Below are 20,170 nucleotides of genomic sequence, written 5' to 3'. Positions count from 1 at the left end.
GCTCGGCGTGAGGCCCTGCAGGTGTGGGTGAACCACTACAACTACCATCGGCCTCATACCTCCTGCGGAGACGCTCCTCCGGCCTCACTGGCACCGACCCGAGTCAACAACGTCATGCCCTCCTACAACTAGTCGTCTCCGAGCTTGTCCAGTTGGGCGAGGATTGCCGCCTTGAGCTGGTCCTCCGCCTCAGCCTTGCGGGGGCTGCGGATATCCACCTCGGGCTCGATGATGGGCACCAGCCCGGTAACGAGGATCTGACGGGCGAGCCCGAACTGCTGCTCCACGACGGAGCCCACCCCGTCCCCGGGCAGCTTGATGACCGAGCGCATCTTCGTCCCGAACATGTGCTTTTCGACGGCTCGAGACAGTAAGTCATCCAGGTGCGGGATGGGTTTCATGAGCTGGGCGCCTTGCTGTTCCGGGGCCAAGCCCTGGTCGATTTTGAGGAAGGGCACGATGCCTTTGCTGTTCCACAGGTAGTCGCCCGTGGGGGAACCCTCCACCTGGCGGTTCATTGTGTTCTCGAACAGGATGGCCCCCATGACGCGCTCACCGTCGAAGCTGGGGCTGGTGATGATACGTGTGCGCACCTGGTGTACCAGGTCGAACATCTCCTCTGGGCCGGAGTAGGCATCCTTGTCGATCCCGTAGAGGTGCAAGGCCGCCGGGGTGCTGCCCCCGCTCTGGTCCAGCGCCGCGACGAATCCGGCACCGTTCCTGACCCTCTGATACTTCTCCGAGTCCATGGGAGCCTTCCGCGGCGAGGGAGCACGGTGGTCCGGGTTCCCTGCGCGCGTCATGGACGACTGGCCGCCCTCAAGGGGGAACGGTCATCAGCAGGCTCAACCCAGGGTGACGAGCAGGTCCGCGCAGGCCTGTTCACACCGGCGGCAGGCCTCGGCACACACCTTGCAGTGCTCGTGCATCTGGGCGTGGCTCTCGCATTCGTCCCCGCACGTCTTGCAGGCGGCCCGGCAGGCCTCGAGCAGGGCGCGGGTGGTCTCGACGTTGGTGCCGGTCTGCCGGGACAGCATCCGGCCTGTGGCGGCGCACACATCGGCGCAGTCCAGGTTCAACCGGATGCACTGCCTCAGGTCGGCGACCATGTCCTCGGCCAGGCAGGCGTCCGCGCAGGCGGTGCACGTCTGGGCGCACTCGAAGCAGGCCTGGATGCATTCGGCCAGTTTCTGCCGATCGATGTTCCCCACCTCCTTCGGGTAGGTCTCCAGCATGGCGCTCACGTGATGGGTCATGATGTGCTCCTTCGTCGATCTGATCCGACGCACCGGCCTTCGCCGGCCCGCCCTTTCATCGACTGTAGACCGCCCCGCCGACGCGGGTGAAGGGCTCAACCTTGAAGGTTCCGTGAAGATCGCCGGCCACGGAGGCCCGCGGACTCCTTTACGGGCAGGGATGACGCAGGTGTGACCAGCCGCCCCTCAGCCCGGCCGACGGCCCTGAGGACCACGCCGACGGGGAGGACCAGCAGGGCTCGCCTCAACGTGGATCCTGTCGGACCGGACGGTCGGTGTCGGGAAGAGCGCTTATGCGATCCGACCAGGGGCGTCGAGGCCGCCGGTGCAGGGTTGCCGGGTGCATTCGGACCGAGGATCGCAAGGTGGATTCAATCGGTCGTCGCAACACCCTCTCGGAATCACTGGAGGTATGGGCGATGGCAAGCAAGGACTGGGCGAGGAAGATCAGTGACGTGCCCGAGGGGACACGGCGGCAGTGGAGAGCGGGCGGGCACCCCCCCCCGGGTCAGCGGCGGCGCAGGCGGCCGGCGAGCGCCACGAACGCGGCGGAGGAGGCGCCGAGCAGCGCGAGCGGCTGCCAGTTGTCCTTCACGTAGTCCTCGGCCTCGGCGGTCCGCTCCCCCGCGCGGGCGGCACCGGTGAACGGCGCGGTCTGCTCGGTGGCGTGTGCGGTCTCGGGGGTGACGCCGCGACCCTTGCGCTGCGCGGCGAAGGCCGCGAGCTGGCCCTTCACGCTGGTCTTCTCGTCCAGGCCGGAGCGGATGTCGCCCAGGTGGCGGCGGCGCAGGTCGGCACGACGGCGGATCTCCGCCTCGGTGGCGTCGTCGCGGTCCGGGTGGGGAGCGGCCTCGCCGTTCTTGCGGGCCTTCTTGTTCTCCTCCTTCTCCACCTTCTTCCGCTCGGCCTCGCGGGCGGCCTCGACGCGCTTGGCCTCGGCGCGCTCCGCCTTGAGGCGGTCGTACTCGGCCGGATCGAAGGCGTTGCCCTCCTTGAGGTAGCCGAGGTCGTACTCGAGGTTGCGCACGATCTCCTGCGGCACGAGCGGCATGGCGCCCTTGACCATCATGAGGCCGACGCCGGCGAAGATCAGGCCGAGCACGAGGAAGGCCAGCGCCACCATCAGCGCCGGGAACCAGAAGGTCGGGTCGGCGAAGGCGCCGATCAGGGTCACCACGAGGGCGACCACCATGAGTGCGAGGAAGAACAGGCCCACCACCGCGATGCCGGCGCCGATGCCGGCCTTCTTGCCCTTCGCGGCCACGTGTCTCTTGGCGAGCTCGAGCTCGTCCTTCATCTGCAGGGGCAACAGGCGCACGAGGGCGCCGAGCAGGTCGGTCAGCGAGCTCGCGCGGGTCTGCGGGGTCACCGGGACGGCGGTCCGCGGCGCGCGGGCCTTCGACGCATCGGCGGGGGGAGCCTGGTGGGACATGGTGCATGCCTTCCGTGGAGTGCCTGGACAGATGCGCCCGGGCGGCGCGGCGGTCGCCGGGCATTCTCGAGCAAAGCTATCACCGGCCCGCCCCCAGGGGGACGGGCCGGGTGCGCGCGGTGGCGGCTGGATCAGAAGTCGATGACCGCCGGGTCGGGGCCGAGACGGCCGTCCTCGCGGTCGAGGGCGTCGATCCGGGCGACGTCGTCGTCGGTCAGCTCCACCCCCGCGGCCTCGAGGTTCGAGACGATGCGCTCGGGCGTCACGGACTTGGGAATGACCACGAAGCCGTGGGCGAGGTGCCACGCGATGACCACCTGGGCCGGCGTCGCACCGCGGGCCTCGGCGATCTCCGTGACCACGGGGTCGGCGAGGAGGTCGCCGCCCTGACCGAGCGGGGACCAGGACTCGTGGACGATGCCGTGGCGGCCCTCGACCTCGCGCAGCTCGCGCTGCTGCCAGTACGGGTGGGTCTCGACCTGGTGGATCGCGGGCACCACGCCGGTGGCCTCGATGATCTCCTCGAGCTGGGCGGCCGGGAAGTTGGAGACGCCGATCGAGCGCACCTTGCCCTGCTTCTGCGCCTCGATCAGTGCCTTCCAGGTGTCCACATACTTCCCCTGCGCCGGCTTGGCCCAGTGGATGAGGTAGAGGTCGACGTAGTCGGTGCCGAGCTTGTCGAGCGAGACGTCGAGGGCGGCGAGCGCCTCCTCGTAGCCCTGGTCCGAGTTCCACACCTTGGTGGTGAGGAACAGCTCCTCGCGGGCGACGCCGGACGCGGCGATGCCGCGGCCCACGCCCTCCTCGTTCCCGTAGATCGCGGCGGTGTCGATGTGGCGGTAGCCGGCGCGGATCGCCTGCTCGACGACGTCGGCCGCGACGTCGTCCTCGACCTGCCACACGCCGAATCCGAGCTGCGGGATCTGCTGGCCGTCGTGGAACGGGACGGTGGGCACGCTGGTCATGGGGGCACTCCTGGGAGGTCGGGGTCGGGCGGATGCCTCGGGTGCAACCGCACGCGGACGGGGGGCATTCCCGACGGCGGTCACCGGGCCGGGGAACCGCCGTCGAGCGTGCGCTCCCCCGCGACGACGGCGCCCACCGCGCGGGCGAAGGCCGCGAACACCTCCGCGGGGTCGTTGGCCGTGACGAGCTGGGCGTTGGGGCGCCTGCCCCAGATGTCCCGCGTGTCGTGGACGGTGGTGCCGCGCAGCAGCTCCGAGTCCGCCTCGACATCGACGACGGTGGCCCGCGTGGCGATGCGGGCCTGGCCCGCGGCCACCTGGGCGGCGAAGAGGTCGTGCAGGTGCGCGATGTAGCCCTGGTCGTAGTCGTGGTGGAACTCGAAGTAGAAGCGCAGCGCGTCGGCGAGCACGTCCAGGACGGGGCTGCCGGTCGCGGCGTCCGGTCCGGCGACCCGCGGCCGGTCCGCGGACCAGCCGACGGGACGGGCCCCGGCGTCGGCCAGGAGGCCGTCCAGCAGGGCCGGCGTGTACTCGATCCGCTCCGTGGTCTCGAGCGCGCAGACGATCGGCAGGCGGTCCTCGGGCAGGCCCTCGACGGCCGCGAACACCTCCTTCGCGGCGTCCGGGTCCACCCAGGTGTTCCACTCGGCGGTGGGCGTGGTGTTGCCCGGATGATAGAAGGAGCCGCCCATGATCACGATGCCGCGGGCGAGGAACGGCAGGCGCGGCTCGGCGCGCAGAGCGAGGGCCAGGTTCGTCAGCGGCGCGGTGCAGAGGATCGTCGTCTCCCCGGGGTGGGCCCGCAGCTCGTCCAGCCACACCTCCACGGCGGGCCGGGGCGAGAGCCGCTCAGGGCGCCGCTCGATCCAGGCATGGCCGAGACCGCCGTCGCCGTGGGTCTCCGGGGTGGTGACCGCAGGGCGGCGCAGCGGGGTCTCGGCACCGACGGCCACCTCGACGTCGGCCCGACCGGCCAGGTCCAGCACCGCGGCGGTGTTGAGGGCGCAGTCCCGGGCGGTCGCGTTGCCGCCCGTGGTGGTGACGGCCGCGAGCTCGGGGCCGACACCGAGGCGGTGGGCGCCCACGAGGTGGAGCAGGGCGCAGGCATCGTCGATGCCGGTGTCGACGTCGGCGAGGAGGCGGGCGGTCACGGGGTGGGCGTGCCGCCGTTGGCGTTGAGGGTCTCGCCGTTGACGTAGCTGGACTCGCCCGAGGCAAGGAACACGTAGGCGGGCGCCATCTCCACGGGCTGGCCGGCGCGGCCGATGGGGGTGCTGTGGCCGAACTCGGGCAGCTTCTCCTCGGGCTCACCGTAGGACACGTGCTGCACCGTCCAGATGGGCCCGGGCGCCACCGCGTTGACACGGATGCCCTTCGGGCCGAGCTGCTCGGCCAGGCCCTTGGTGAAGTTGTTGATGGCGCCCTTGGTGGCCGCGTAGTCGAGGAGCCTCGGGTTGGGGTTGTAGGCCTGCACCGAGGTGGTGTTCACGATCGTGCTGCCCGGGCCCATGTGCTTCAGCGCGGCGCGGCTGAGCGTGAACATGGACATGATGTTGATCTGGAACGTCTCGTGGACCTGCTCGTCGGTGAGATCGGTCAGGTCATCGGAGATGAACTGCTTGCCCGCGTTGTTCACGAGGATGTCCAGGCCGCCGAGGCGCTGCGCGGCCTCGTCCACGAGGGAGGCACGGTAGTCGGCGTCCATCAGGTCGCCCGGCAACGCGACGGCGGTGCGCCCGGCCGCCTCGATCGCCGCCAGGACGCGGTCGGCGTCGGGCTGCTCCTGAGGCAGGTAGGCGATGGCGACGTCCGCGCCCTCACGGGCGTAGGCGATGGCGACCGCGGCACCGATGCCGGAGTCGCCGCCGGTGATCAGGGCCTTGCGGCCGGTCAGCCGGCCCATCCCCCGGTACGAGTCCAGACCGATGTCCGGGACGGGATCCGTCTTCACGTCCAGGCCCGGCTCGGGCTGGCGCTGCTTGGCGACGCGGAGCTTCGGGTGGCGGGTGCGCGGGTCGTCGTGGGCCAGCTGGGAGTCCTGCACGGGGATCGCGGGGGCGTCGTCCTTCTTCTCTGGAGTGGTCATGGGCCCGATGCTACGAGGCGAGCGCCAGAGGGTGACAAGGGACGGGGCGCGGCGTCGTCGGCGGCGTGGCCCACGCGACGACGGCGCCGCGGCGGCTAGGCGTCAGCGGGGCCCGCTGAGGCCGCGCAGGGCGCCACGGTGCTGGAGCACGTGCAGGTCCCAGCGCGCGCTGAGCCCCTCGAACAACCCGATGCCACGCCGGGAGTTACCTTGCTCATCCAGGCGCGGCGACCACGTGGCGAGGCCCAGGGCCCCGGGCACGGCGCCGAGCAGCGCGCCCGAGACGCCGGACTTCGCGGGCACGCCGACCTCGGCCACCCACTGGCCGCTGGCGTCGTACATGCCGCAGGTGAGCATCACGGACATCGCCTGCTGCGCCACCCACTCGTCCAGCACCCGCTCCCCCGTCACGGGGTTCGTGCCGCCAGCGGCGAGGGTGGCGCCCATGACGGCCAGCTGGGGTGCGGTGACCAGGACCGAGCACTGCGCGAGGTACCCGGCCACGGCCTCGCGGGCCGAGATGGGCAGCCGGCCGGCGTCGGCGAGCAGGTGGGCCAGGCCCAGGTTGCGGTCGGCGCGGGTGCGCTCGGCGTCGAGGACGTCCTCGCAGACCTCCAGCTCGACGCCGGCCAGCGCGCTGTAGCGGCGCAGCAGCAGGGCCGTCCGCTCATCCTCGTCCCCGGCGGGCAGGAGGGAGTGGACCAGGATGGCGCCGGCGTTGATCAGCGGGTTGCACGGCCGGCCGTCGTCGTGCAGGGACAGGTGGTTGAACGACTCACCGGAGGGCTCGACGCCCACGTCCTCCAGCACGTGGTCCAGGCCGATCTCCTGCAGCACCACCGCGTAGGTGAGGGCCTTGGAGACCGACTGCAGCGCGAAGGCGTGCTCGGTCTCCCCGGCGGCGGCCTGGTGGCCGTCCACCGTGCACACCGCCACGGCGAGGCCGTCCACATGCTGGCCGGCGACGTCCTCGAGGTAGTCGGAGGGCTCGCCGCGGCGGTCGGACTCCACCTCGTCGAGCATCGCGCGCAGGCCGTCGTCGAATCGCGTCGTGTCCATTCCTGTCACAGTAGTGGGCGGGCGCCCGGGTCGCGGGCGGGTGCCGGGCCGGTCACGGCGTTCACTGGACCGGGGCATTCGGGCCCAGCGGCAGGTCATGGCAAGACCCGGGGACCCGGGCCGGGAGTGTCGTCGGGGGCTGGATGTGCGGATCGGGACCTCCGGCTGGATCTACAAGCACGGGCGCGGGACCTTCTACCCGCAGGGGCTGCGGATCGCCGATCAGCTCGACCACTGCACGGAGCGCGACCGGGTGTCTCGCCTACGTGCGCTTCCACAACGCGGACCCGGACCGGCGCTACGGCGGATCGTTCTCCGACGCCGAGCTCGCCCCTGGGTGGGGCGGCTGCGGGAGCTGACCGGCGCGGACGCGGCGGGCGCGCGCCCCGCCTACGTCTACTTCAACAACGACAACCACGGCCACGCCGCGTTCAACGCGCTGACGCTGCGCAGGATGGCGGAGACCGAAGCCTGACACGTGCCGAGCGCGTGCCTAGCGTGAGGAGGAAGCGGCGGCCGAGCGCCGCCGTCGTCCCCCGAGAGCACAGGAAGGCAGACGCACATGACCCTCATGCAGATCCCCACGGACCACGGCACGATCGGACTGAACGTGGAGGAGGCCGGCCACGGGCGTCCCGTGGTCCTCATCCACGGCTGGCCGCTGACCCTCGACTCGTGGAAGGACCAGGTCGCAGCCCTGTCCCCGCACTACCGCGTGATCACCTATGACCGGCGGGGCTTCGGCGCCTCGGAGAAGCCCGCCGGCGGGTACGACTACGACACGATGACCGCCGACCTGCACGGTCTGCTCACCGAGCTCGACCTGCGTGACGTGACGCTCGTGGGCTTCTCGATGGGCGGTGGCGAGGTGGCGCGCTACATGTCCCGGTTCGGCGCGGACCGGATCCACTCGGTGGTGTTCGCCGGCGCGGTGCCCCCGTACCTGCTGAAGACCGACGACAACCCCGACGGCCCGCTGACCGAGAAGCAGGCCGCCGAGATGCGCGCGGGTCTCGAGAAGGACCGCGAGTCGTTCTTCGACGACTTCACGACGACGTTCTTCTCCACCCCCAAGCTGGCCGGCCTGACCAGCAGCCTCAAGGTCACCGAGGAGCAGCGCCAGGAGGCCATCCGGATGGCGCTGCAGTCCGACCAGACGGCGGCGCTGGCCTGCATGGACGCGTTCGGGGCCACCGACTTCCGCCGCGACCTGCCGGCAGTGACCGTGCCGGCCCTGGTCCTGCACGGCGACGCCGACCAGATCGCGCCGTTCAAGGGCTCCGGCAAGCGGACGCACAAGGCGATCGACGGCAGCCGCGTCGAACTGGTCAAGGATGCCCCGCACGGCTTCAACACCAGCCACTCCGAGGAGTTCAACCGGATCCTGCTGGAATTCCTGGCGGAGTGAGGGGGCAGGTAGGCCCACCAGAGTGCTGAACGCGACACGGCGCTCGTGGGGGTGGTGCATGCCATCCACCACGGCGCCGACGCTGACCTGTCAGGCTCGATCCGACGCCGTGATCACCCGGAGCGCGGGATCAGGCCGACCGGCCGGCAGAACCGCGCGTCAGGACGTCGAGTACGAAGCCGATCGGCCCATGACGGGTGCGCGCGTCCTGAAATAGGCCAGATCGGAACTGCGAGCCCCGGTCCTCGTGCACCAGGCACCCAGCCACCACGGCTGCACCGCCGCGGCCTGCGACGGCCTTGTTCGCGCAGAGACAGAGCTTCTCCTCAGCCGTGAAGTGCTTCCTGATGTCGGTCAGTCAGAGCCTGCGCGGCGCTTCTGGAGCGGGCTGGCGCACAGACCGAGGTGCTGTCGATCCATGACGGCGAGATTCAGGCGCGTGAGAAGGGTCTGCCATGAGTTTGCTTGACACGAGTTATCAGGCGGCGGCAGCCGCCTGGACTGATTGAACCATCTCGAACTCGACAGGGGTGAGCTTCCCGAGACGGGCCTGCCTACGACGGCGGTGATAGGTCCGCTCGATCCAGCTCACGATCGCGAGCCGGAGCTGGTCGAAGGACTGCCAGCGCCGCCGGTTCAGCACGTTCTTCTGCAACAGCGCGAAGAAGGATTCCATCGCCGCGTTGTCCCCAGCAGCACCGACCCGGCCCATCGACCCGACCAGGCCGTTGACCCGCAGCGTCTCCACGAATCGTCTGGCTCGAAATTGCGATCCTCGATCCGAATGCACCCGGCAACCCTGCACCTCGGCCTTGCCTCCACGCCGGGCCAGAGCCATCTGCAGGGCATCCACAGCCAGCTGCGAGCTCATCCGCCGATCGATCGAGTAGCCCACGATCCGGTTCGAGAACACGTCCTTGACCGCGCAGAGATAGAGCTTGGAATCCCCGGCCCAATGCTCCGAGATGTCCGTGAGCCACAGCTGGTTCGGCTTCTCAGCGCGGAACTCACGACGAACCAGATCATCATGAACGGCAGGGCCAGGACGCTTGCCCGAGCCGCGACGGAACCAGTGGCAGCAGCGGACCTTCACGAGCCGACAGGCCTTCAACACCTGATGGTCCGACACGGACAAGCCACGGCCGCGGAGCTCATCAGCCAGGAACCGGTATCCGAACTCCGGGTCATCGGCATGGGCATCGAGGACGGCGTTGGCGGCATGCGCGTCGGACCATTCCCGCTCGCTGACAGGTTCGGCCAGCCACTGGTAGTAGGCCTGACGGGAGAACCCGAGGACCCGGCAGGAGAGTTTCACGGGAATCCCGTCGCGGGCCAGGTCCTTCACGACGGGATAGCTCATTGTGGGGACTGGCCCAACTTCAGGTTCGCCTGCGACAGATACGCGGCGGCGCGGCGTAGGACCTCGTTCTCCATCTCCAATTCACGGTTGCGGCGCTTGAGAGCCTTCAACTCCTCGTTCTCAGCCTTGGTGATGCCGGGCCGGATCCCGGCCTCGACATCATCCTGGGCCAGCCAGCGCCGTAGGCAGGAGGCGGCGATGCCGAAGTCCTTCGCGACCTGCGCGATCGGCATCTGACCCTTACGGGCGATCGCGACCACGTCCTGGCGGAACTCTCGGGGGTATGCAGCGGGCATGGGGTCATCCTTCCAGCAGTCCCTCCCGGGACCACAGATCAGATGTCAACCAAACTCACGGCAGACCCGCCACCGTGCGATCCCCCCGTGGATGGAGGGGTGTGGGCCGGGCGGGAGGGTCAGTGGATGTAGGAGAAGACGCCCATCATCCCGGCCTCGGCGTGGTAGGCGTTGTGGCAGTGGGTCAGCCACTGACCCGGGTTGTCCGCCTCGAAGTCGAAGACGATGGTTTGCCGGGGTTTGATGATGACCGTGTCCTTGCGGGCGCCATGGTCGGCCAGCTGGAAGGTGTGGCCGTGCAGGTGCATGGGGTGCCACATGTCGGTGTCGTTGGTCATCGTGACCCGCACGCGTTCGTCCAACCGGAGTTCGAAGGCGCCCTCGAAGGGGTTGGCCGGGTCGAAGCGTCGCCCGTTGATGCCCCAGTCGTACTCCATCATCGATCCGGTGAGGCGTACCTCGTGGGTCCTGGTCGGGTCCTTGGGTGGGAGCAGGACGGATTCGTGTGCCTTCAGTCGGCTGCCATCGAGCACGGTTCCGCCCAGGGTCTGCGGGAGCCGACCGGAGAGCGTGGTCTTTGGACCGGCTGCGATGATGCCGTAGGCGTGGCCGGTCTTGCCCTCGGGCAGGGCCAGTACGGGCACCGCCTGGTCGCCGAGGGTGATCAGCACGTCCAGGCGTTCGCCCATCCCCAGGACGACGGCATCGGCCTGGCGGGGCTGGACCGGGAACCCGTCGGTGTGGGTGATGGTCAGTTCCTGGCCGGGGATCCCGACCCGGTAGGCGGTGTCTCCGGCCGCGTTGATCAAGCGCAGGCGGATCCGGTTGCCCGGGGTGCTGGAGAAGGTGTCCGGGTCGGATGGGGGGCGGCCGTTGAACAGGTGCACGGGGATCTTCACGTCGCCGGCGTCCCCGCCCAGATAGTCGCTCTCAGCGCCCATGAGCATGTGCTTCATGGGCATGCCCGAGGAGCTGTCCTGGCTCATGGACCCGTGGTCCATGCCCGCCATGCCGGCCATGCCCTCCATGTCGCCGGACATGTCCATCCCGGCGGAGAGTTCCTCGACGACGTCCTGCGGTGTTCCGGTGATCCCGTCGAGCCAGTCGTCCAGGATCACGACCCATTCCTGGTCGTAGCTGAGGGGCTCGTTGGGGTCCTCGACGATCAGGGCCCCGTACAGGGCGCGTTCGCGCTGGGTGTCGAAGTGGGAGTGGTACCAGTACGTGCCCGGATGGGACAGCCGGAAGCCGTACGTATAGCGTCCTCCGGCGGCGATGGGGTCCTGGGTCACCCCCTGGACTCCGTCGGCGTCGTTGCGCAGGGCCAGCCCGTGCCAGTGCACGCTCGTGTCCTCGGGCAGGTCGTTGGCGACGCTGACCTTGAGCAGGTCCCCGGTCTGGGCGCGCAGCAGCGGCCCGTTGAGGCCGTCGTTGTATCCCCAGGTGGTCAGGCCCCGACCCTGGAGGGAGGTCTCGAGGGGTGCGGCGGAGAGCCGGTGGGTGACGGTGGTGCCCGAGGCGGCGCGTCGTTTCTCGTACTCGGCGACCAGCGGGTCGGTGGGCAGGATGCGCCCTGACGGTTGGGGGCTGATGACGGGATCGGCGCAGGCGGCCAGCCCGGCCAGCGCCAGGGCCCCGACGGAGGCGCCCAGGAAGGTGCGGCGGGTGGTCAGTGAGGAGGTCATCGGTTCTTCTTTCCGTCATCCGGCCCCGTGTCGCAGGCGGGCGCGACGGGGCCGGGCATGGCTGATCAGTTGCTGGGTGAGGCCGGTGGCGTACCGGGGCTGCGTGCCGCTCTCACCCGGAGGTATTGGCGGACCCTGCGCTCACCGGTGGGGCGCGGCCGGGGGCTTTAGGTGCGGCTGATGGCCAGTTGAGCCAGTGAAGGGTCCACGGGGGCCGGAAATGGGCAACCCAGGGCAGGGGTGGTGCGGTCAGTCCCCCACCGGGGCTAGGCAGGAGGGCCCGGGAGGCCAAGTGGGACACGACAGGTGCCTTGGTCAGGGCCGAGGCGCAGGTATCGTCCACGGCCTCCAGGGCACAGACCGGCAGCCCGGGGTCGGCTGCCTCATCCCCGGCAGGCTCGGCCGGGAGCACGACCTCGGGCACCATGCCGGCCGGACCGATGGCCCCCGGCCCGAGGTGATGAACAGTTGTGGCGGCGGCCGTACCGGTGGCGGCCCAAGCCGCGCTGGTGCCCGTACCAGCGTGCATCCCGAGCAGGCCCAGGATCAACACGAGGGTGCCCAGAACGGTTCGAAGGGCGGGCCAGCCGGACAGGGGGCGGCGGGAGGAGGTCACAGCAGCTGTTCGGTGGTGTTCCCGCCGTCGGTGGTGGACAGCACGGTCGAACCGATGACCAGCAGTGCTTCGGTCTGCCCGTCGTCGGTGATGCCGGCGCCCAGGGCGGAGGCCGTGCCGACCGGGCGGTCGCTGGCGGTCCAGGTGTCGCCGGCGTCGGTGCTGGTCAGCAGGTGTCCCTCGGTGCCGGCGCCCACGGCGGTGGTGTCATCGGCCCAGGCGACCAGGTGCATCAGCTGGGGGGTGTCCAGGGTGGTCCAGGTCGCGCCGTGGTCGGTCGAGCGCAACATGCCGGTTTCGGTGGTGGCCAGCACGGTCCCGGTTTTGGGGGAGATCGCCAGCGATGCCGGGGCGACGGGGATCTCAAGGCTCTGCCAGGTGAGGCCGTCGGTGCTGGCGCGCAGTTGCCCATCGAAGCCGAGGACCCCGTTCGGGCCGGCGGCCAGGGCGTGGAAATCGGATGCGCCGCCGCGGGAGAGCACCGTCCAGCTCTGGCCCCGGTCGGTGGACTCGGCCAGGCCCAGCGGCTCGGGCAGGTCGGTGCGCGGCGCGGGGTGACCCGAGGCCAGGTAGCGGCCCTCGGGAGTCAGAGTGAAACCCATGAAGTCCACGACCGGACCGACCTGGGTCAGCTCCCCGTCCTGGAGCCGGAACAGGCCCTGGTGGGTGGCCAGCAGCACCTCACCGGACTCGGGGTCCCGGGTGAGGGCATGGACGTGGGTGATGGCCGTGCCGGTGCCCTGCGTGCCGGTGCCGGCCGCCGGGGATGTCGCGGGGTTCGGCGCGGCGCAGGCGGTGAGGGTGCCAGCGCCGAGCAGGGTCAGCCCGCCGGCGATCAGGGTTCTGCGGGTCAGGGGGGTCATGGAGCCTTTCCGCCCCGGGCCAAAAGGCGGGGCTTCTACCATTGTCGGCCGGTGACGCGCCGGGATGGGGCGGTTTGCCTTGAAGATTCGATGAAGATTCCCCGCCCCGGCACCGTTCTGAGCCGCCGGGGCGCGAGACAGAGCGAGACTGGACCCATGAACTCTGGCACTGGGACTGACACTGGGACTGGTCCGGCGGCCGGCCGGGTGTTGGTGGTCGATGACGAGAAGCCGCTGGCGCGCATGGTGGCCACCTACCTGGAGCGGGCCGGCTACGAGGTGGCCCTCACCCACACCGGCCCGGCCGCAGTGCAGGCCGCCCGGGTTCACGAGCCCGACGTGATAGTCCTGGACCTGGGCCTGCCCGGGCTGGACGGGATCGAGGTGTGCCGGCGGGTGCGGGCCTTCTCCGAGTGCTATGTGCTGATGCTCACCGCCCGCGGCGATGAGCACCACCGGTTGGAGGGATTGGCGGTGGGGGCCGATGACTACATCACCAAACCCTTCAGCGTCCGGGAGCTGGTCGCCCGGGTGGGGGCGGTCATGCGCCGGCCGCGCACAACGGTGTCAGCCCCCGAACCGGAACGGGTCTGCGGTGACCTGGTCATCGACCTGGCCGCCCACGAGGCCCGCGTGTCGGGCCAGGTGGTGCAACTAACGCGCACGGAGTTCGACCTGCTGGCCGCCTTGTCGGGGCGCCCGCACCAGGCCTTCTCCCGGCGCCAGCTGATCGATATCGTCTGGGACCCGGCCTGGGTGGGCGATGAACGGCTCGTGGACGTGCACATCAAGAACCTGCGCCGCAAGCTCGACGCGGACCCGGCCCGCTATATCGACACCGTCCGCGGGGTCGGCTACCGGATGGCGGAGCAATGACCGGCCGGCGGCGCTACCAAGGATTAGCGGCCCGGTTCTTCCTCGCCCAGCTGCTGGTGGTGGGGGCCAGCGTGCTGGCCGCGGTGGTGGTGGCCTCCCTGGCCGGCCCACCACTGTTCCACGAGCACCTGGAACAGGCCGGGGCCGGACACGATGCAGCCCAGATGCTGCACGTGGAGCAGGCCTACCGGGACGCCAATTTCTGGACCCTGGGCGTGGCCCTGGCCACGGCCTTGATCTGTTGTCTGGCATTGACCTGGCATGTCGCCCGCCGGATCCAGAGTCCGATCAACGCCCTGACCCAGGCGGCCAAGGCCATGGCCGGTGGACGGTACGACACCCGCGTGCCGGCCATGGGCGTCGGCACCGAGGTGGAGGAGCTGGCAGGGTCTTTCAACACCATGGCCGCACGGCTTCAGCGCACCGAGGACACCCGTCGACGGATGCTCTCGGACCTGGCCCACGAGCTGCGCACCCCCGTCTCCGTGCTGACCGTCTACCACGAGGCCCTGCAAGACGGGGTGTCCCACTGGGACGAGCCCACCGGTGAGCTGATGGGCGAGCAGCTGGCCCGGTTGACCCGGCTGGTGGAGGACATCAACGACGTCTCCCGCGCCGAGGAGGGCCGGATCGAACTGGACCGCAGCCCCCAAGGGGTCAGCGGGCTGCTGCATGCCGCGACCGAGGCCCACAAGGAGGCCTACGCCACCAAGGGCGTGGCCCTGACCATGGACGCCGATCCGGGCCTGGCCGTGGACGTGGACCGCCAGCGCATGGGCCAGGTCCTGGGCAACCTGCTCACCAACGCCCTGCGCCACACCCCGGCCGGGGGCCGGGTCACCCTCGAGGCCCGACAAAGCCCGTCCGGGGTCACGCTCAGCGTCACCGACACCGGGGAGGGGATCTCTCCCGAGCACCTGCCGCACGTCTTCGAACGCTTCTACCGCGGGGACACCGCCCGCGACCGTGACCACGGCGGCTCCGGGGTCGGCCTGGCCATCTCCCGAGCTCTCATCCAGACCCACGGCGGCACCTTGAGCGCCACCTCCACCACGGCCGGGGCGACGTTCACCATCGACCTGCCCACCAAGCAGCCCCCGACCAGCCCACCTACCGGCGCACCCGTTTATCCACCGTGAACACCGGCGCTCCACCCCTTGAATGATACCCCCGGGGAGTATATACCAAGAGGAGAGGCGCCGTCCGGCGCCGCCCTCAGACCTGAAGGAGACCGTCATGACCGAATCCGCCCGCACCCCGCTGCCGGGGGCCACCAACGGCTGCTCGTGCTGCGCCCCAGCCGCCGACGCCACCGCCCCCGCCGGGCACCAGAGTGCCGACCCAACCGGGACGAGCGCCGGCGACGCGACCTACCAGGTGGAGGGCATGACCTGCGGACACTGCGTGGGCTCCGTCGCCGAGGCCGTGAGCGCCCTGGACGGGGTGGACGATGTCCGGGTCGAACTGGTCGCCGGCGGGGCCTCCCCCGTCACCGTGACCGGGCCCGCCTCCGCGGACTCCGTGCGGACGGCCATCGAAGCGGCCGGCTACCGCGTCCGGATCTAACCGACCCATCCCCTCGAGGTCGGCGCCCCACCGCCGAGCCGGTCGCCGAACAGACCGCCGAGCAGAAGGAACACCATGAGCACCCCGCACCACCACGATCACCCCACCGACCAGACCGCCGAACACCCAGACCCGAACCCCCACGCCGGCCACGCCAACCACACCGACCATGCCGCCCACCACCCCGCGGACGCGGCCACCCACGGGCAGGCCATGCCCCAGGGCCACGCCCACTCGGCCCTGGACGAGGACCACCAGGTCCACGACCACGGTCAGCACGCCGGGCATTCCACCGCGATGTTCAAGAACCGGTTCTGGGTCTCACTGGTGCTCTCCATCCCGGTGGTGTTCTTCAGCCACATGGTCGGGCAGCTGCTGGGCTACCACGTCCCCGAGTTCCCGGGCTCGGCGTGGATCGCCCCGGTGCTGGGCACCGTGATCTACCTCTATGGCGGCATGCCCTTCCTGAAGGGCGGGCTGACCGAGTTGCGCGCCCGCCAGCCCGGGATGATGCTGCTGATCGCGATGGCCATCACGGTGGCCTTCGTCGCCTCCTGGGTCACGACCCTGGGCATCGGGGACCTGATGCTGGACTTCTGGTGGGAGCTGGCGCTGCTGGTGGTCATCATGCTGCTGGGCCACTGGATGGAGATGCGCGCCCTGGGCGCGGCCTCCTCCGCCTTGGACGCGCTGGCGGCGCTGCTGCCGGAGGAGGCCGAGAAGGTCGAGGACGGTGACACCATCACCGTGCCGATCACCGAGTTGGCCGTGGGCGATGTGGTGCTAGTGCGGGCCGGGGCCCGGGTGCCGGCCGACGGGACCATCCTCGAGGGCGCCGCGGAGTTCGACGAGGCGATGATCACCGGGGAGTCGAAGCCCGTGCTGCGCCAGGCCGGGGACACGGTGGTCGCTGGGACCGTGGCCACCGACAACACCGTGCGGGTGAAGGTGGCCGCCGTCGGGACCGACACGACCCTGGCCGGGATCCAGCGGATGGTCGCCGACGCCCAGGAGTCCTCCTCCCGGGCCCAGGCGTTGGCAGACCGGGCCGCCGCGTTGCTGTTCTGGTTCGCCCTGGTTGCGGCGATCATCACCGCGATCGTGTGGACCGCGATCGGCCAGCCCACCGACGCGGTCACCCGCACCGTGACCGTGCTGGTCATCGCCTGCCCGCACGCCCTGGGCCTGGCCATCCCGCTGGTGATCGCCCTCTCCACCGAACGCGCCGCCAAGTCCGGGCTGCTGATCAAGGACCGGATGGCCCTGGAGAAGATGCGGACCATCGACGTGGTGCTCTTTGACAAGACCGGCACCCTGACCGAGGGCGCCCACGCCGTCACCGGTGTCGCCGCGGCGCCCGGCATTTCCGAGGCCGAGCTGTTGGCCTACGCCGCCGCGGCCGAGGCCGACAGCGAGCACCCGGTGGCCCGGGCCATCGTCACCGCCGCCGGGCAGCACCCGCAGGCCAGCACGTTGCGCAAGCGCGGCACGGACTTCAGTGCTGCCATGGGCCGCGGGGTGCGCGCCACCGTGGACGGTTCCGAGATCCTCGTCGGGGGCCCGAACATGCTGCGCGAGCTTAACCTGACCATGCCGGCGGAGATCACTGAGCACACCGCCTCCTGGACCGCGCGCGGGGCCGGGGTGTTGCACGTGCTGCGCGAGGGGTCCGTTATCGGCGCGGTCGCCGTGGAGGACAAGGTCCGCCCCGAGTCCCGGGCCGCCGTGGCCGCCCTGCACGCCCGCGGCATCAAGGTCGCGATGATCACCGGCGATGCCCGCCAGGTCGCCGAGGCCGTCGGGGCGGACCTGGGCATCGACGAGGTCTTCGCCGAGGTCCTCCCCCAGGACAAGGACACCAAGGTCACCGAGTTGCAGTCCCGGGGACTGTCCGTGGCCATGGTGGGCGACGGCGTCAACGACGCCCCGGCGCTGGCGCGGGCCGAGGTCGGCATCGCCATCGGCGCCGGCACCGACGTGGCCATGGAGTCCGCCGGCGTTGTGCTGGCCAGCAACGACCCCCGCGCGGTGCTGTCGATGATCGAGCTCTCCCAGGCCAGCTACACCAAGATGATCCAGAACCTGGTGTGGGCCACCGGCTACAACGTGCTCGCCGTGCCGCTGGCCGCCGGCGTGCTCGCCCCGATCGGGTTCGTGCTCTCCCCCGCGGTGGGCGCGATCCTGATGTCCGTCTCCACCATCGTGGTGGCCCTCAACGCCCAGCTGCTGCGCCGGATCGACCTGGACCCGGAGCACCTGGCTCCTCTCGAGCGCCCCCGGTCGCAGGCTGCCCTTCAACCCGCGACCTCCTGATCGCGCCTCTTGGCGCTAACTCTGATATGAACCCTCAACCCACTGTGGAAGGACCCACCATGAAACGCACCATGACGCTGACCGCCCTGGCCCTGGCCTCCGCCCTGACCTTGACCGCCTGCGGCACCGGCGCCCAGGACGAGAACGCCGGCGCTGAGGCCTCGGCCACCGCCGCCACCCCCGCGGCCACGGACACCGCGACACCGTCCGCCACGGAATCGGCTACTAGCTCGGCCACCGGTTCGGCCGAGGAGGTCTCCGCCGAGCACAACGACGCGGACGTGATGTTCGCCCAAATGATGATCCCGCACCACCAGCAGGCCGTTGAGATGAGCGAGATGCTGCTGGCCAAGGACGACGTCCCGGCGGAGGTGGCCGCGTTCGCCCAGAAGGTCATCGACGCCCAGGGCCCGGAGATCGAGCGCATGAACGCCATGCTCACCGCCTGGGGCCAAGACCCCGTGGACACGGACGGCATGGACGGTATGGAGGGCATGGACCACGGCGGGATGTCCGGGATGATGTCCGAGGAGGACATGGCCGCCCTGGAGCAGGCCCAGGGCACCGAGGCCGCCCGGTTGTACCTGGAGCAGATGACCGCCCACCACAAGGGCGCCGTGGACATGGCCAAGGACGAGGTCGAGGACGGCCAGAACCCGCAGGCCGTGCAGCTCGCCGAGCAGGTCATCGCCGACCAGGAGGCCGAGATCACCGAAATGCAACAGATGCTCGACAAGCTCTGAGCACCGTCGTCCGCTGCGGGCATCCGGTGAGACGCGGCTGGCGATAGACCCCGAAACCGGAACGGGTCCTCCAGGAAAGGAGACGAGCATGCAGGACAAGATCAAGGTCGCGGTGAACGGGTACGGGGTCATCGGCAAACGCGTCGCCGACGCGGTCCGGGCCCAGGAGGACATGGCGCTGGTCGGAGTCAGTGACGTCATCGCTGACTACCGGATCGCGACTGCGGCCGGGAAGGGTATCCCCGTCTACGCCTCTACCGAGCAGGCCCTACCGGTGATGGCGGATGCCGGCCTTCCCGTCGTCGGAGGCCTGCACGACCTGCTCGAGAACGTTGACGTCGTGGTGGACTGCACCCCGGCCCAGGTGGGCGCCGGCAACCTGGAGCTCTACCGTGCCCACGGGGTCAAATCCGTGTTCCAGGGCGGGGAGAAGCACGATCTCACCGGCCACTCCTTCGTCGCCCACGCCAACTACGCCACCGCCCTGGGCCGGGACAGCACCCGGGTGGTGTCCTGCAATACCACCGCCACCGTCCGGGCCCTTACCGCGCTGAAGGACGTCGGACTGCTGTCCAAGGCCCGGGGGGTGCTCATCCGCCGGGCCACCGATCCGTGGGAATCGGACCACTCGGGGATCATGAACACCATCGTCCCCGAGGGCCGAATCCCCAGCCATCAGGGGCCCGACGCCCAGTCGGTGGTCCCGGACCTGGACGTGGTCACCATGGCCGCCAAGGGAGCCCACACTCAGAACCACCTGCACTACTGGACGATCGAGCTCACCCGCCCGGCCGAGAAGCAGGAGGTGTTGGAGGCGTTCCGGGCGATGCCGCGGATCGCCTTCGTCCGGCGCTCGGACGGCGTCGTGGCGGTCAATAGCACCGTGGAACTCATGGAGGACCTGGGCCGGCCCCGGGGTGATATGTATGAGGTGGCCCTCTGGGAAGACATCCTCACCGTGGACGGCAACGAGCTGTACTACACCTACACGGTGGACAACCAGGCGATCGTCGTCCCCGAGAACATCGACGCGATCCGGGCCCTCACCGGAACCGTCGACGACGGCGGCGAGTCCATCCGGCGCACCGACCGCGCCTTGGGGGTGCGCCAGGACTTCGTGCGCTCCTCGGTGGCTGCCCGTTGAACTGCGCGGCAGACGCCGCTGAGGCGGGGCCCGGCCCCAGGAATGGGGGGTGGTCGGACACCGCTTCGGCGGCCGCAGACTACCGCAGCGGTCCTATGGCCTCCGGTCAGGTGCGAGAGGCCGTCGCGATCGCGTTGATGGCCTCATCCAACACCGCATTGAACTGCGCTGGGCTCTGGGCCGTACTCAGCCCTTCGGTCAGGGCGCGGGAGAAGCTGGCGATCACGCCGTGGTTGCGGGCCAGCAGGGTGGTGGCCTGGGCCCGGGTATAGCCGCCCGACAGGGCCAGGACGCGGATCACTCGGGGATGGTCCACGAACTCGCGGTAGAAGTCCGCCCGCTCCGGCAGCGTCACTTTGAGGATGACCGACTAGTTGTTGTGGGTCATGAGGTTCTTGACATGGGTACCGGGCTGAGATGAGACGAGTGGGCCCCGCCCCGCAGGATGGAGGTTCCTACACCACCCACCTGCCAGAAGAGACCCACTCATGACTCACGCTAA

19 protein-coding genes and 1 pseudogene are annotated in these 20,170 nt (G+C 70.1%); 9 read left to right on the top strand and 11 right to left on the bottom strand.

The genetic code is table 11. From position 1 onward, the window contains the following. The coding region (locus J1M41_RS10745) for an integrase core domain-containing protein (RefSeq protein ID WP_148110974.1) at positions 1–132 on the top strand (132 nt) is incomplete at its 5' end. On the opposite strand, the gene J1M41_RS10740 is transcribed toward J1M41_RS10745, so the two are convergent. The 7 genes from J1M41_RS10740 to glsA all read right to left on the bottom strand — a co-directional run bounded on the left by J1M41_RS10740 (position 129) and on the right by glsA (position 6,798). Beyond that, positions 129–749 carry a class I fructose-bisphosphate aldolase gene (locus J1M41_RS10740; protein ID WP_241247948.1) on the bottom strand — a complete coding sequence of 207 codons (621 nt, stop codon included), beginning with the start codon at positions 747–749 and terminating at the stop codon, positions 129–131. The two genes, J1M41_RS10745 and J1M41_RS10740, sit on opposite strands and share 4 nt — an antisense overlap. A gap of 96 nt (positions 750–845) precedes the next feature. Next, the gene (locus J1M41_RS10735) at positions 846–1,256 is read right to left on the bottom strand and encodes a four-helix bundle copper-binding protein (RefSeq protein ID WP_044659891.1); all 411 of its coding nucleotides are present in this window, start codon (positions 1,254–1,256) and stop codon (positions 846–848) included. A 508-nt stretch (positions 1,257–1,764) separates the two neighbouring features. Next, entirely contained in the window at positions 1,765–2,688 is a 924-nt protein-coding gene (locus tag J1M41_RS10730) for a phage holin family protein (protein WP_206451733.1), read from the bottom strand. 131 nt (positions 2,689–2,819) lie between these two features. Next, entirely contained in the window at positions 2,820–3,653 is an 834-nt protein-coding gene (locus tag J1M41_RS10725; protein ID WP_206451732.1) for an aldo/keto reductase, read from the bottom strand. Positions 3,654–3,733: 80 nt separating this feature from the next. Next, positions 3,734–4,804: a nucleoside hydrolase gene (locus J1M41_RS10720; RefSeq protein ID WP_206451731.1), complete on the bottom strand. Its 1,071-nt coding sequence runs from the start codon at positions 4,802–4,804 to the stop codon at positions 3,734–3,736. Beyond that, on the bottom strand, positions 4,801–5,739 hold the full coding sequence (locus tag J1M41_RS10715; RefSeq protein WP_070708480.1) for an SDR family oxidoreductase: 939 nt from the start codon (positions 5,737–5,739) through the stop codon (positions 4,801–4,803). Before J1M41_RS10715 ends, J1M41_RS10720 begins: the two co-directional genes overlap by 4 nt. A 102-nt stretch (positions 5,740–5,841) precedes the next feature. Beyond that, positions 5,842–6,798: a glutaminase A gene (gene glsA / locus J1M41_RS10710; RefSeq protein WP_206451730.1), complete on the bottom strand. Its 957-nt coding sequence runs from the start codon at positions 6,796–6,798 to the stop codon at positions 5,842–5,844. 97 nt (positions 6,799–6,895) lie between these two features. On the opposite strand from glsA, the gene J1M41_RS12125 reads away from it, so the two are divergent. Together J1M41_RS12125 and J1M41_RS10695 are read left to right on the top strand one after the other, a co-directional pair. After that, complete coding sequence (locus J1M41_RS12125; protein ID WP_230282231.1) at positions 6,896–7,273, top strand: hypothetical protein; 378 nt, start codon at positions 6,896–6,898, stop codon at positions 7,271–7,273. An 87-nt stretch (positions 7,274–7,360) separates the two neighbouring features. After that, positions 7,361–8,206 carry an alpha/beta fold hydrolase gene (locus J1M41_RS10695; RefSeq protein WP_206451728.1) on the top strand — a complete coding sequence of 282 codons (846 nt, stop codon included), beginning with the start codon at positions 7,361–7,363 and terminating at the stop codon, positions 8,204–8,206. A gap of 478 nt (positions 8,207–8,684) precedes the next feature. Here J1M41_RS10695 and J1M41_RS10690 read toward each other — a convergent pair. From J1M41_RS10690 to J1M41_RS10680, 3 genes and pseudogenes are all read right to left on the bottom strand, one after another. Beyond that, a pseudogene (locus J1M41_RS10690) lies at positions 8,685–9,862 on the bottom strand (IS3 family transposase). Between the two features lie 119 nt (positions 9,863–9,981). Further along, positions 9,982–11,547, bottom strand: coding sequence for a multicopper oxidase family protein (locus J1M41_RS10685; protein WP_113913948.1), 1,566 nt, complete (start codon positions 11,545–11,547; stop codon positions 9,982–9,984). Between the two features lie 612 nt (positions 11,548–12,159). After that, positions 12,160–13,026 (bottom strand): F510_1955 family glycosylhydrolase, encoded by an 867-nt coding sequence (locus J1M41_RS10680; protein ID WP_206451727.1) that lies wholly within the window; start codon positions 13,024–13,026, stop codon positions 12,160–12,162. A 156-nt stretch (positions 13,027–13,182) separates the two neighbouring features. On the opposite strand from J1M41_RS10680, the gene J1M41_RS10675 reads away from it, so the two are divergent. From J1M41_RS10675 to J1M41_RS10650, 6 genes are all read left to right on the top strand, one after another. Continuing rightward, positions 13,183–13,902, top strand: coding sequence for a response regulator transcription factor (locus tag J1M41_RS10675; RefSeq protein WP_206451726.1), 720 nt, complete (start codon positions 13,183–13,185; stop codon positions 13,900–13,902). Beyond that, positions 13,899–15,041 carry a cell wall metabolism sensor histidine kinase WalK gene (locus J1M41_RS10670; RefSeq protein ID WP_206451725.1) on the top strand — a complete coding sequence of 381 codons (1,143 nt, stop codon included), beginning with the start codon at positions 13,899–13,901 and terminating at the stop codon, positions 15,039–15,041. The genes J1M41_RS10675 and J1M41_RS10670 overlap by 4 nt, the downstream gene beginning before the upstream one ends. A 97-nt stretch (positions 15,042–15,138) precedes the next feature. Then, entirely contained in the window at positions 15,139–15,468 is a 330-nt protein-coding gene (locus J1M41_RS10665) for a heavy-metal-associated domain-containing protein (RefSeq protein WP_002854303.1), read from the top strand. Between the two features lie 297 nt (positions 15,469–15,765). Next, positions 15,766–17,781, top strand: a complete 2,016-nt coding sequence (locus J1M41_RS10660; protein WP_206451737.1) for a copper-translocating P-type ATPase — start codon at positions 15,766–15,768, stop codon at positions 17,779–17,781. Between the two features lie 59 nt (positions 17,782–17,840). Beyond that, positions 17,841–18,524, top strand: a complete 684-nt coding sequence (locus J1M41_RS10655; RefSeq protein ID WP_206451724.1) for a DUF305 domain-containing protein — start codon at positions 17,841–17,843, stop codon at positions 18,522–18,524. Positions 18,525–18,612: 88 nt separating this feature from the next. Continuing rightward, on the top strand, positions 18,613–19,668 hold the full coding sequence (locus tag J1M41_RS10650; RefSeq protein WP_002854314.1) for a type II glyceraldehyde-3-phosphate dehydrogenase: 1,056 nt from the start codon (positions 18,613–18,615) through the stop codon (positions 19,666–19,668). A 106-nt stretch (positions 19,669–19,774) separates the two neighbouring features. On the opposite strand, the gene J1M41_RS10645 is transcribed toward J1M41_RS10650, so the two are convergent. Beyond that, positions 19,775–20,023, bottom strand: coding sequence for a hypothetical protein (locus tag J1M41_RS10645; protein WP_060974079.1), 249 nt, complete (start codon positions 20,021–20,023; stop codon positions 19,775–19,777). Positions 20,024–20,170: the final 147 nt, after the last annotated feature.

This window comes from Micrococcus sp. KRD096 (genome assembly GCF_017168495.1).
Lineage (GTDB): Bacteria > Actinomycetota > Actinomycetes > Actinomycetales > Micrococcaceae > Micrococcus > Micrococcus luteus.
This window is presented reverse-complemented; position numbering and strand designations above follow the sequence as displayed.